Genomic DNA, 13,506 nt, shown 5'->3' on the forward strand with positions numbered 1-13,506 from the left:
GGCGCGGCTGAAAGGAGTCAGTCTTCCTCGATCGCCAGCGCAACCGGTTCCCCCACGACGACGCCGGTTTTCATCGAGAGCGCAATCGCGTGGTCAATCGCATCACGCGTGGTCTTGTGGGTAATGATCAGAACCGGCGCGCGCGTGTCCTCATGGCCATATTGGCGCATCCGGTTGATCGAGACCCCGGCATTGCCCAGGGCTTCGGCCACCTTGGCCAAGGCGCCGGGCTTGTCCATCAGCCCCATGCGCAGATACCAGGGCTTCGAGCCCATCGCCTTGGCCGAAGGCGCTGTTTCCAGCGTCTCCGCAGGCTGACCAAAGACCGGCAGGCGGAAGCCGCGCGCAATATCCATGACATCGCCCATCACGGCGCTGGCGGTCGGCCCTTCGCCCGCGCCGGGGCCGCGCAGGATCACCTGCTGCACGGCGTCGCCCTCGATGACGATCATATTCGTGCCGCCCTTGAGCTGCCCCAGCGGGCTGTCGGCGGGCACCAGGCAGGGCGTCATCGACTGCTCCAGACCCCGGCCGGTCATCTGCGCCACTCCGAGAAGCTTGATGCGCAGGCCCAGATCCGCGGCGGCGCGGATATCCTCGATCGAGATGCGCTCGATTCCTTCGAGCGCGATGGCGTCGAAATCGGGGCGCGTGCCGAATGCAATGGCGCTCAGAAGCGTCAGCTTATGCGCCGCATCGATCCCGCCGACATCGAGCGTCGGATCGGCTTCGAGATAGCCAAGCTGGTTGGCCTCCTCGAATACCGTTTCATAGGGAAGCCCCGCATCTTCCATCCGGGTCAGGATATAGTTGCAGGTGCCGTTCATCACGCCCTTGACGCGGGTGATGCGATTGCCGGCCAACCCCTCGGTCAATGCCTTGATCACCGGGATCCCGCCAGCCACAGCGGCTTCGAAGCGAAGCGCCACACCCGCAGCTTCTGCCGCTTCGGCCAGGGCCTGACCATGGATCGCCAGAAGCGCCTTGTTCGCGGTCACGATATGCTTGCCCGCCGCAATGGCGGCTTCGGTCAGAGCCTTGGCCGGGCCATTCTCGCCGCCCATCAGTTCCACCACGACATCGATATCCGCGCGGCGCGCGAGTGCAACGGGGTCATCTTCCCAGTCATAGCCGGAAATATCCACGCCCCGGTTGCGGGTGCGCGACCGCGCCGAGACCGCGACGACCTCGATGGGCCGTCCGGCGCGGCGGGCGAGCAGATCAGCATTGGTCTGCACGATCCGCACCAGACCTGTGCCGACTGTGCCAAGCCCGGCAATTCCAAGGCGCAAGGGGGTGGTCATGTCGCGATGCTCCGTTCACAGTCAAGATCTCGCGGCCCTGTTAGCGGCTTGCAGGCAGGCTTGCAACGCAGCATCTGCGGTAGGGTGCGTGCTCTCGCACGCACCTGTGTTCAACGGGCGACCAAAGGTGCGTGACAAGCACGCACCCTACCGCGCCTCGACCCCCAGCTTGGCCGCATCGCGTGCCAATGCCTCGCGCGTCGCGTTGCGGCGATACCAGAGCGTGATCGCAGTCGAACTCAGGACGATGAACAGCGAGTAGAGCACCGGGATCAGCAGCACCTCCTGCTGCATCGCGCCCGTGAAACTGAGGGTGATCACCAGAACCGCCAATGGCCCGTTCTGGATGCCGGTTTCAAGACTGATCGTGCGCGACCGGTTCGTGTCCTGCCCCAGCCCGCGCGCCACCCAATAGCCGAACAGCATGCCGATCAGCCCGATGCCGATGGTCGCGAAATAGATCGGAAAGCCGGTATCGAGCAGTAACTGATAATTGCGCGGCACCCAGCTTGCGATCAGGAACAGGATCACCACCACCCCCATGAACGACCCGATCAGCTCGATGGTCGCGCCGATATTGGGGTTGAGCTTGCGCAACCCCATGCCGAGGACCGTGGGGATCAATAGAACAACCAGGATTTGCGCCACATTGGCTGGCGGGATGGCGAAATCTCCGGTCACACCGGCAAGCCCACCATAAAAGCTGAGCAAGAGCGGCACCATGACCACTGCCACAAGCGTCGAAACCACTGTCATCATGATCGACAGCGCCAGCACGCCTTTCGAGAAATAGGCAAAGATATTCGAGGTCGTCCCCCCCGGCATACAGGCGATCAACAAAAGCCCCACCACCAGCGCGGGCGGCAGGCCAAGCCCCACGGCCAGCAGGAAACCGAGGAAAGGCATGACCGCAAACTGACTCAAGAGCCCCACCAGGATCCCCTTGGGCTTGCGAAAGGCGATGCGGAAATCGCGCGGCGTCATCGAGGCCCCCATGCCCAGCATGATCACCATCATCATGACGCCCAGAAGCGTCGTCTCCAGTTCGGTCAGCATCGCTTATGCCCCTTTCGCAAATTCAGTCCGCGCCTCGGCTTTCAGATCCTTGCGCAGGATCTTTCCGATGGGGGATTTCGGCAATTCCTCGCGAATGATCACCGAGCGCGGCACCTTGTAGGCCGCCAGATGCTTGCGGCAATGCGCGATCACATCCTCCTTCGTGATCTGCGCGCTCACATCCGGGTTCTGCACCACATAAGCGCGCACCGCCTCGCCTGTGCCCTTGTCCGGCACTCCGATGACGGCCGCTTCCAGCACAGCCTCCAACTTCGACAGGCAATCCTCGACCTCGTTGGGATAGACATTGAAGCCCGAGACCAGAACCATGTCCTTCTTGCGATCCACGATCCTGAGATAGCCCTCGGCATCCATCACCGCGACATCGCCGGTAAAGACCCAGCCGTTCTGCAGCGTCTTTTCCGTCTCGTCGGGCCGGTTCCAGTAGCCACGCATCACCTGCGGGCCGCGCACGATCAACTCACCCGGCTCGCCCTGCGCGACGGGTTCGGCCTGATCATTGACCAGCACCACATCGGTTCCCGGCGCCGGAATGCCGATCGAGCCCACCCGCACCGGCTGGTCAAGCGGGTTGAAACTGACCAGCGGCGCGGTTTCGGTCAGACCATAGCCTTCGGCGATGCGCGTGCCGGTGATCGCCTGCCATCTCTCGGCCACGGCTTCGTGCAGGGCCGTCCCCCCCGCAATCGCGGCTTTCAGATGCTTCGGCGGATAGGCCGCGAACCATTCCTCGTTCATCAGCCCGTTGAACAATGTGTTGACGCCGGTGATCCAAGTGACCGGGTAATTCTCCAGCGCGCGTTGGATATTCTGCACCGGGCGCGGCGAGGGTACGAGGATATTGCGCGCGCCCAGATCATAGAACACCATCAGATTCGCGGTGAAGGCGAAGATGTGATAGAGCGGCAAGGCCGTGAGGATGACATCCTCGCCGGTCATGTAGCGCGCGCCCATCGCCTTGACCTGATCGATATTGGCCAGAATATTGCCATGCGTCAGCATCGCCCCCTTGGCCACCCCGGTCGTGCCCCCCGTATATTGCAACAGTGCCAGATCATCGGGGCGCAGCGCGTCCCAATCCGTGACCTTGGGCAAATCACGCCCCAGCTTCAGCGCCGCGCGGATGCGCAGCACCGGCACCTTCAGTTCCGGCACCGGCGGCAGGCTACGGGTCCAGACCTTCTGCACCCCGCGCACCACGGCTTCGGGCACGCGCGGGAAGAATTCGGGCACGCCTGCCAGAACCACATGGCGGATTTGCGTCTGGGGGATCACCTCGGCCAGCTTGTCGACGAACATATCCGAGATCACGAGAACCTCTGCCCCGCTGTCGCGGAACTGGTGGATCATCTCGTCAGGCGTATAGAGCGGGTTGGTATTGACCAGCACGCAGCCCGCCTTGAAGGCCCCGAATACGGCAACCGGATAGGCCAGACCGTTCGGCAGTTGCACCGCAACCCGCGCCCCCGGCGCAAGCTTGCAGTGATGGCGCAGGAAGGACGCAAAAGCATCCGACATCGCGCCCACCTGCGCATAGCTCAGCGAGCCGTTCATGCCATTGGGTACGACGCAGGTAAACGCACGCCGCTTGCCGAAATTCTGCGTACTTGCCGCAACCAGATGCGCGAGTGAGCGATGCGCGGAGGGCGCAAGATCAACCGCAATCTCTGAGCCGTAGGCCGCCTGCCAGGGGCGGGGAAAATCATGTGTCACAAGCTACCTCCCATACCCGCTTCTCGCGCGGGCCTCCGGCTTTCACCATTCCCCAGCCTGCCTGATTGGGCAAGTCCTGACGTTACGCGGCGTAGCCTCGAAACCTTGCGTCACAATCCGCCGGATGCGGGATTTCTCCGTGCTGACATACTCTGTGGCCAGTCTGCCCTGCCGGACAGGATACTGCGGAACCCTACGGTTATTCTTGCGTTTGTCATATGGATTTCATATGCGGGCGCCTCATGTCATGGGGACACGAAGCAGGAGCGCCACATGCCGGATCAGATTTTCCAGTCTTACGGGATCCATCGTTGGGGCGCGGGCATGTTCGCCCGCCTTCCCAATGGCGATATGGGGCTGGTCAACCCCGCGCGCCCCGACGCGCGCCCCGCAAGCCTGCCCGCGCTTTTGCACGATCTTGACGCACGCGGCATCCACACGCCGGTTCTGGTCCGTGTGGGCGCGTTCCTCAGGCGCCAGCTGGAAGCCCTGAACCATGCCTTCGCCAAGGCCATCGAGGCCAATGACTATCGCGCGCCCTATCGCGGCGTCTTTCCGATCAAGGTCAACCAGCAGGCCGAGGTGATCGACCGGATCGTGGATTATGGCCGCCCCTTCCAGTTCGGACTGGAGGCCGGGTCAAAACCCGAGCTGATCCTTGCGCTGTCGCGCGACCTGCCCAAAGGCGCGCTTCTGATCTGCAACGGGATCAAGGATGCGGAATTCATCCGCCTTGGGATTCTCGCGCGCAAGGCCGGGATCAACTGCGTTCTTGTCATCGAATCCCCTGCCGAGGCCGATACTGTGATCGCCGAAGCCAAGCGTCTGGGCGAGAAACCCGCGCTCGGCGTGCGCATCAAGCTGACGCGGCGTGTGACCGGCAACTGGGCGGACAGTTCCGGCGACCGCTCGACATTCGGCCTGACCACCAAGGAAGTGGTGGATCTGATCGACAAGCTGCGCGACGCCGACATGCTGGATTGTCTGGTGCTGCAGCATGCCCATCTGGGCAGCCAGGTGCCGCAGATGATGGATATCCGTCAGGCCGTGGACGAAGCCTGCCGCTTTTACACCGAATTGCGCCGCCTTGGGGTGCCGCTGGAATATCTGGATCTGGGCGGGGGTCTGGGCATCGACTATACCGGCGAGGCGCGCGCGAGCGAAAACTCGGTCAATTACACGATGGACGAATATTGTGCCAATGTCGTGGAAACCGTGAAATACCAGATGGACGAGGCCGAAGTGCCCCATCCCACGCTGGTCACGGAATCGGGCCGCGCGATTGTCGCCTATTCCTCGATGCTGCTCTCGGACATTCTGGAAGCCAGCTATTTCGACCGCTCCGCGCCGATCACGCCGGAAGCCGATGACCACCACATGCTGTCGGACATGGCCGCGATTGTCGATTACCTGACGCCGAAGCGGCTGCAGGAATGTCTGAACGACGCGGAATATTACCGCGAGGAATTGCGCGCGCTCTTCCGCCGTGGTGTGATCGGGATCGAGGAAGTCGCCCGCGCCGAGCAGATTTTCCTCTATGTCGTGGGCCGCATCAAGGATCTGGTCGCCCAGACGCCGGATGTGCCGCAAGAGGTGCTCGAAGAGCTTTCGGCCCATCGCGATATCTACCGGGCGAATTTCTCGCTCTTCCAGTCCCTGCCCGATGTCTGGGCGATCGACCAGCTTGTGCCGATTGCCCCCTTGCAGCGCCTGAATGAACAGCCGGGGCGGCGCGCGGTCCTGTCGGACATCACCTGCGACAGCGACGGCAAGATTGACCAGTTCGTGCTGGGCGAAGGCGTGGGCAATGCGCTGCCCATTCACGAGCTGCGCCAAGGCGAGCGCTATTTCATCGGCATCTTTCTGGTCGGGGCCTATCAGGAAACCTTGGGCGATCTGCACAACCTGTTTGGCGACACCAATATCGTGACGGTCGATTTCAACGAGGATGGCGTTCTGGAGATTCAGCACGAGGTTGAAGGCGACACTGTGGCCGAAGTCATGGCCTATGTGGAATACGAGCCGAAACAATGCCTTGACGCTTTCAAGCGCATTGTCGAACGTGGCGTGCAGGAGGGGAGCCTGAACCCTTCGCAGCGGCGCATGTTGATGGAAACCTACCGCCATGCGCTTGGCGGCTACACCTATTACGAACATGAGGAGCATACGAATGGCTAACAAGGATGTTCTGGTAATCGGCGCGGGCGGGGTGGCCTCGGTCACGCTGCACAAGATGGCGATGAATCGCGACCTGTTTCCGGGGCGTATCGCTGTTGCCAGCCGCACGCTGTCGAAATGCGAAGCGATTGCCGCTTCGGTGAAAGCGCGCACCGGTCAGGTGATCGAGACCTATCAGGTCGATGCCGATGATGTGGCGCAGACGGTTGCGCTGATCGAAACCGTGAAGCCTGCGCTGCTGGTGAACCTCGCCCTGCCCTATCAGGATCTGGCGCTGATGGAAGCCTGCCTGAAAACCGGCGTGCATTATCTGGACACGGCGAATTACGAGCCGCCGGAAGAAGCCAAGTTCGAATATTCCCATCAGTGGAAACTTCATGACCAGTTCCGCGAGGCCGGTCTGATGGCTGCGCTCGGTGTGGGTTTTGACCCCGGTGTGACCAGCATTTTCGCAGCCTATGTGCGCAAGCATTACCTGTCGGGCATCCGGTTGATCGACATTCTGGACTGCAATGGCGGCGATCACGGCCACCCGTTTGCGACCAATTTCAACCCGGAGATCAATATCCGCGAAGTCACCGCCGAAGTGCGGCACTGGGAGAATGGCGGCTGGGTGACATCGCCTGCGATGTCCACCAAGGTCGAGTTCGATTTCGACCAGGTCGGCCCCAAGAACATGTATCTGATGTATCACGAGGAACTGGAGTCGCTTGTGACCCATTTCCCCGAGATCGAGCGCGCGCGCTTCTGGATGACCTTTGGCGATGCCTATATCAACCATGTCACCGTGCTGCAGAATGTCGGTATGACCTCGATCGAGCCGGTCGAATATGAAGGCCATCAGATCATCCCGCTGCAATTCCTGAAAGCGGTGCTGCCCAATCCCGGGGACTTGGGCGAGCGCACCAAGGGCAAGACCAATATCGGCGATATCATCACCGGACCTGCCAAGGATGGATCGGGCGAAAAGACCTATTACATCAACAATATCTGCGATCATGAGGAATGCTTCCGCGAGGTGGGCAGTCAGGCGGTCAGCTATACGACCGGGGTGCCCGCCTTCATCGGCGCGGCGCTGATGCTGAATGGCACATGGTCGGGCGCGGGCGTGTTCAACACCGAACAGCTTGACCCTGACGCATTCATGGATCTGCTGAACCAGCACGGATTGCCGTGGAATATCACGGAACTCTCGGCCCCGGCTGATTTCTGATGGCGATGCAGACCCATGCGGGCGATCCGGGCGCCTTTGCCCGGTTCGACCTGTCGCGCGTGCCGTCACCCTGTTTCGTGGTGGATGAAGCGCGGCTGGAGCAGAACCTGCGCGTGCTGGCTGATATTCAGGAACGCTCGGGCGCGACCGTTCTCTGTGCGCTCAAGGCGTTCTCGATGTGGGAACTTGCGCCGCTGGTCAGCCGCTACCTGTCAGGGGTCTGCGCCTCTGGCCTCTGGGAAGCGCGGCTTGGGCGTGAGCATTATGGCGGGATCGTGGAAACCTTCGCGGCAGGCTATAAAGCCGATGAGATGGGCGAGATCATCCGCCTGTCCGACCATATCGTGTTCAACACAACTGCCGCCAAGGATCGCTTCCTGCCCCTGATCCGCGAGAGTGGCAAGGATGTGCATGTCGGCCTGCGCTTCAACCCCGGCTTGCCGATGGGCGAAGACGCGAAATACGACCCCGCCGCGCCGGGCTCTCGGCTGGGCACGCCACTGGAGCAGATCGACGAGGCTGCGCTTGCAGGCGTCGACGGGCTGCATATGCACACGCTCTGCGAACAGGATCTTGGTCCGCTGCTGGCGATCTGGGATCATATCGCGCCGCGCATCAAGGCGCTGGCCCCGCATCTGAAATGGATCAATTTCGGCGGCGGCCATCATATCACCCGGGCCGATTACGACCGCGAGGGGCTGATCGCCTTTCTTCAGCGCGTGCGCAGCGAGACCGACCTGCAATGCTATCTCGAACCCGGCGAAGCCGTGGCACTCGATTCCGGCATCCTCGTGGGCGAAGTGCTGGATCTGGTCGAGAATGACGGGCCCAACGCGATCCTTGATATCTCGGCCACCTGCCACATGCCGGATGTGATCGAAGCCCCTTACCGCCCCGCCCTGCTGGGCGAAGATGGCCCCGTGCAGGTCCGGCTTGGCGGGCCATCCTGCCTCGCGGGGGATGTGATCGGGCGCTATGCTTTCGCGGAAACGCCCGCCATCGGCCAGCGCATCGCCTTCCTCGATCAGGCGCATTACTCGATGGTCAAGACCACCACCTTCAACGGCGTCCGCCTGCCCGCGCTGGCAGTGTGGAACAGCGACACGGACGCGCTGCGCGTGATCCGCCAATTCGACTATCAGGACTTCAAGGGGCGTCTCTCGTGATCTTTCTCAATTCCGAACTGACCAATGCCGAGCGCGGCCCGGATGCACATTTCCAGATCGTGCCGATGCCGCTGGAAAAAACGGTTTCCTACGGCTCGGGCGCAGCGGCAGGCCCCGCGGCGCTGATCGAAGCGTCGGACCAGCTGGAACGGCTCTGGCGCGGGTTCGAGCCCTGTGCCGCGGGGATCTACACCACACCGGCGATTGATTGCTCGGTGCCGCTGGAATACGCGCTGGACAGTCTGGCCGCGCGTACTGAAAGCATTGTGCGCACAGGCCATATCCCGGTCACGCTGGGGGGCGAGCACAGCCTGACATGGGGCGCAGTGCGGGGCGTGAAGCGCGCGCTTGGTCGCCCGGTCGGGATTATCCAGATCGACGCACATGCCGATCTGCGCCGCGCCTATCAGGACTTCCGGCACAGCCATGCTTCGGTCATGCAGTTGCTGGTCGAGGAAGAAGGCTGCGCGCTCGCGCAATACGGCGTCCGGGCGCTTTGTCAGGAAGAAGCTGAATGCCGTGCGCGCAACAAGGTCATCTTCATTGATGCCGAAGATCTGGTGACGGGCAATATCCATGACATCACCCTGCCCGAGGATTTCCCCGAAGATGTCTATGTCAGCTTCGATGTGGACGGGCTGGACGCGGCCATCATGCCTGCAACGGGAACACCGGTTCCGGGCGGGCTTGGGTATTATCAGGCGCTGGCGCTTGTGCGTTCGGGCCTGAAGGGGCGGCGCTGTGTCGGCATCGACGTGGTGGAACTCGCGCCGATCAACGGCTGGGATGTGTGGAACTTCACCGCCGCGCAACTGACCTATGCGCTGATGGGGATCGCGCTGGAAAACACGCGCTGACCGGCCCTATTTGTTGCAGGCGCATCCCAGCCCGGCACGACAGGTCTTTGTGGCGGAGATACAGCTGTCTCCGCACGCCTTGCCCTTGGAGCAGATCTTGCAGCATCGCTGCTGAACCCGGAAAAAAGAGCTGTCGATCGATTGCAAATGCAGCGTGAAGCTGTTTGCACCGGCAAGAGGCGAAGCCGACGCATGGGCGCTGAAGAGGACGAGAGCCAGGATTGAACCGCCTGCGGCACGCATAAGTCGCATATTAGGTCTGTCCCATTGCACTACGCCCTTAACAAAGCTTAACACAGCATCAACCGCGAGTCGCGGGTTGAATCTGCGGAGACTGATCGCGCGGGGAACCGCTAAATATTGTGTCTGGCGCGTGACAAACCTGCCAGAACTGCCTATAAGATCGGCAGTCAAACGAGGAATGGTCTGCATGTCGGCTGAAGCTTTGAAGCGCGAAGAATATGGCGCGGATTCGATCAAGGTTCTCAAGGGGTTGGATGCTGTTCGCAAGCGTCCCGGCATGTATATCGGCGATACGGATGACGGCTCCGGCCTGCATCACATGGTCTATGAAGTGGTCGATAACGGGATCGACGAGGCGCTTGCAGGCCATGCGGATTTCGTGAGTGTCACAATCCATGCAGATAACTCGGTTTCGGTCATGGATAACGGGCGCGGGATTCCCACTGATATCCATGCCGAAGAAGGCGTATCCGCAGCCGAGGTCATCATGACCCAGCTTCATGCCGGCGGCAAATTCGACCAGAACAGTTACAAGGTTTCGGGCGGCTTGCATGGTGTGGGCGTGTCGGTGGTCAATGCCCTGTCGGACTGGCTGGAGTTGCGCATCTGGCGAAACGGCAAGGAACATGTGGCGCGGTTTGAGCGCGGCGACACCGTACGGCCTCTGGAAGTGGTCGGCGACGCGCATGGCAAGAAAGGCACCGAGGTTCGGTTTCTGGCATCGACAGACACGTTCTCGAACTTGGACTACAGCTTCAAGACGCTTGAGAACCGACTGAGAGAACTGGCTTTTCTGAATTCCGGGGTGCGGATCATTCTCGAAGACCACCGCCCCGCCGAAATGTTGAGATCTGAACTGTTCTACGAGGGCGGTGTGCGCGAATTCGTGCGCCATCTGGACCGGTCCAAGACCCCGGTCATGGTCGAGCCGATCTATATCAACGGCGAGCGCGACGGGATCGGGGTCGAGATCGCGATGTGGTGGAATGACAGCTACCACGAGACGGTGCTGCCCTTCACCAACAACATTCCCCAGCGCGATGGCGGCACGCATATGGCGGGGTTTCGCGGCGCGCTGACCCGGACGATCAATGCTTATGCGCAGTCTTCGGGAATCGCCAAGAAAGAGAAAGTGAATTTCACCGGCGATGATGCCCGCGAAGGGCTGACCTGCGTGCTGTCGGTCAAAGTGCCGGATCCGAAATTCTCCAGCCAGACCAAGGACAAGCTTGTGTCCAGTGAAGTGCGTCCGGCGGTCGAGTCACTAGTGAACGAGAAACTGGCAGAATGGTTCGAGGAGAACCCGGTTCACGCCAAGAGCATTGTCGGCAAGATCATCGAAGCCGCATTGGCCCGCGAAGCGGCGCGCAAGGCGCGCGAACTGACGCGGCGCAAGACTGCGCTCGATGTGGCCTCGCTGCCCGGCAAGCTGGCGGATTGCCAGGAACGTGACCCGGCGAAGTCAGAACTGTTTCTGGTTGAGGGCGACTCGGCGGGCGGATCGGCCAAGCAGGGCCGGTCGCGGCAGAATCAGGCCGTGCTGCCGTTGCGCGGGAAAATCCTGAATGTGGAGCGCGCGCGGTTTGACCGGATGCTGTCGAGCCAGGAAATCGGCACGCTGATCACGGCACTCGGCACCGGCATCGGCCGCGATGAGTTCGACATCGCGAAGCTGCGCTACCACAAGATCGTCATCATGACCGATGCCGATGTGGATGGCGCGCATATCCGCACGCTGCTCTTGACCTTCTTCTTCCGGCAGATGCCGGATCTGATCGAGGCGGGGCATCTCTATATCGCCGAGCCCCCGCTCTACAAGGTCGCGCGCGGAAAGTCCGAGGTCTATCTGAAAGACAAGCCCGCGCTGGAGGATTACCTGATCGAACAGGGCGTCGAAGGCGCGGTGTTGCGCCTTGCGACAGGTGAGGAGATCGTGGGCGCCGATCTGGCCCGGATCGTGACCGAAGCGCGCGCAGTGCGCCGCTCGCTGCAAGCCTTTCCGACGCATTACCCGCAGCATATTCTGGAACAGGCCGCGATTGCAGGTGCCTTGCTGACCGAGGCGCTGGCCGCCCATCCGCAGGAACTGGCGGATTCGGTGGCGCAGCGTCTGGACCTGATCGCCGCCGAATATGAGCGCGGCTGGCAGGGGCGGCCCACACAGGATGGCGGGCTGCGGCTCTCGCGCCTGCTGCGCGGGGTCGAGGAGGTGCGCAGACTGGATGGGGGCGTGCTGCGCTCGGGCGAAGCGCGCCGGCTGGCGTCGCATACCCAGAGCCTGCAGGAAGTCTATGGCCAGCCCGCGGACCTGGTGCGGCGCGACCGCAAGCAGAAGATCTACGGCCCGGTCGACCTGCTGAATGCGATTCTGACCGAAGGGGAAAAGGGCCTCTCGCTGCAACGCTACAAGGGTCTGGGCGAGATGAACCCCGATCAGCTGTGGGAAACCACGCTGGATCCGGAAGCGCGCACGCTGTTGCAGGTCAAGATCGACGATCTGGCCGAGGCCGATGACATCTTCACCAAGCTGATGGGCGATGTGGTGGAACCGCGTCGCGAGTTCATCCAGCGCAATGCGCTGAGCGTGGAGAATCTGGACGCGTAAGTCGCGCCGGGGGTGGCGTAGGGTGCGTGGTGACCACGCACCCTACCCTTGCCCGCTCAGGCCTGAGCGGGACGCGGGCGGCGCTGATCCATGAGATGATCGGTGAGAACCGCGCCGATCCACATGCAGGTCAGGGCCAGGAGCGCCGTTGCGGCAAAGATCGACCCGCCCGTGACCCCGGCCCCGATCGCGCAGCCCCCCGCGAGCATACCGCCAAAGCCCATCAGCGCCGCCCCGATCAACGAGCGTCGCATCGCATCGGCCCCGTCATAGCCCTGCCATTTCAACTCACGCGAGACCAGTGCGGCGAGGAAGGCCCCGAGCACAACGCCGGGCACCAGCCCCACATCGAAGCGCAGCGCCGGATTGGGGTTGAGAAAGAACATCAGCGTATTGGCCGAAGGGCCGGTGAAGGTGGCCGAGGTCACATTGACCGGATCGAAACTCGCCTGCGCCAGGGTCCAGGTCATGACCCAGCCCAGCGCCACGGCAAAGCCCACGCCCGAGGCAAAGACCAGCGGGCGCAGGCCAAGACGGTTGCGCAGGGCCAAGGCAATCGCGAAGCCCGCAAGCGCCAGCCCGATCCAGAGCGCGACACCCTGCGGCAGGCCCAGCATGTCCAGCAGATGCAGATTGCGCCCCCCGGGCGTGATCCAGAGCGCGGCCAGCCAGTTGCGCAGCGGCGCAAGCCAGCCATAAAGGCTCATCTGCGCGAAGATGGCGAAAACCATGCCGCCGATCACCGAGCGCAGATTGCCCGTCGCCGCCAGCACCAGCAACCGCCCGGAACAGCCGCGCGCCAGCACCATGCCGACGCCGAAGGTCAGCCCGCCGATGATGGCGCCGGACCACGAGCCGGGCACGGCCATCATCCGCGCGTCGCTGACACGGAACAGGCCCAGATATTGCGCGCCTTGCACCCAGACCACAGCGGTCGAGAAAGTCAGCAGCCAGATCGCCAGACGCGGCCCCACCCGGCCACGGGCAAATTCGACCGTCGCCGCGCGCAGGCAGAAGCCAGAGCGCTGCGCCGCGACCCCGAAAATCAGTCCGACCGTCAGCCCCATCAGGGCTTCGATATTGCCTTCGCCCAAAGCCTCGATGATATCGTAGAAATCCACCCGGCCCTCACTGAGTAGCTGCGCTGCAG

The 13,506-nt window shown here is 62.3% G+C and carries 9 protein-coding genes; 5 read left to right on the forward strand and 4 right to left on the reverse strand.

The window, feature by feature from the left end; genetic code table 11:
* Positions 1-17: 17 nt before the first annotated feature.
* The 3 genes from BG457_RS03320 to BG457_RS03330 form a co-directional block, all read right to left on the reverse strand.
* Positions 18-1,304, reverse strand: coding sequence for a homoserine dehydrogenase (locus BG457_RS03320; RefSeq protein ID WP_071795593.1), 1,287 nt, complete (start codon positions 1,302-1,304; stop codon positions 18-20).
* 147 nt (positions 1,305-1,451) lie between these two features.
* Positions 1,452-2,360 (reverse strand): bile acid:sodium symporter family protein, encoded by a 909-nt coding sequence (locus BG457_RS03325; protein WP_071795594.1) that lies wholly within the window; start codon positions 2,358-2,360, stop codon positions 1,452-1,454.
* Between the two features lie 3 nt (positions 2,361-2,363).
* On the reverse strand, positions 2,364-4,094 hold the full coding sequence (locus BG457_RS03330; RefSeq protein WP_071795595.1) for an AMP-binding protein: 1,731 nt from the start codon (positions 4,092-4,094) through the stop codon (positions 2,364-2,366).
* Positions 4,095-4,367: 273 nt separating this feature from the next.
* On the opposite strand from BG457_RS03330, the gene speA reads away from it, so the two are divergent.
* The 5 genes from speA (at position 4,368) to gyrB (ending at position 12,356) form a co-directional block, all read left to right on the forward strand.
* Positions 4,368-6,272, forward strand: a complete 1,905-nt coding sequence (gene speA, locus BG457_RS03335; RefSeq protein ID WP_071795596.1) for a biosynthetic arginine decarboxylase — start codon at positions 4,368-4,370, stop codon at positions 6,270-6,272.
* Positions 6,265-7,485 (forward strand): saccharopine dehydrogenase family protein, encoded by a 1,221-nt coding sequence (locus BG457_RS03340; RefSeq protein ID WP_071795597.1) that lies wholly within the window; start codon positions 6,265-6,267, stop codon positions 7,483-7,485. The genes speA and BG457_RS03340 overlap by 8 nt, the downstream gene beginning before the upstream one ends.
* Complete coding sequence (locus BG457_RS03345; RefSeq protein ID WP_071795598.1) at positions 7,485-8,651, forward strand: carboxynorspermidine decarboxylase; 1,167 nt, start codon at positions 7,485-7,487, stop codon at positions 8,649-8,651. Before BG457_RS03340 ends, BG457_RS03345 begins: the two co-directional genes overlap by 1 nt.
* Complete coding sequence (gene speB / locus BG457_RS03350) at positions 8,648-9,508, forward strand: agmatinase (protein ID WP_245770918.1); 861 nt, start codon at positions 8,648-8,650, stop codon at positions 9,506-9,508. The genes BG457_RS03345 and speB overlap by 4 nt, the downstream gene beginning before the upstream one ends.
* Before the next feature lie 430 nt (positions 9,509-9,938).
* Positions 9,939-12,356 (forward strand): DNA topoisomerase (ATP-hydrolyzing) subunit B, encoded by a 2,418-nt coding sequence (gene gyrB / locus BG457_RS03355; RefSeq protein ID WP_071796021.1) that lies wholly within the window; start codon positions 9,939-9,941, stop codon positions 12,354-12,356.
* 56 nt (positions 12,357-12,412) lie between these two features.
* On the opposite strand, the gene BG457_RS03360 is transcribed toward gyrB, so the two are convergent.
* Positions 12,413-13,477, reverse strand: a complete 1,065-nt coding sequence (locus BG457_RS03360) for a YeeE/YedE family protein (RefSeq protein ID WP_071796022.1) — start codon at positions 13,475-13,477, stop codon at positions 12,413-12,415.
* Between the last annotated feature and the right edge of the window lie 29 nt (positions 13,478-13,506).

This window comes from Natronohydrobacter thiooxidans, from assembly GCF_001884735.1.
Classification (GTDB): Bacteria; Pseudomonadota; Alphaproteobacteria; order Rhodobacterales; family Rhodobacteraceae; genus Roseinatronobacter; species Roseinatronobacter thiooxidans_A.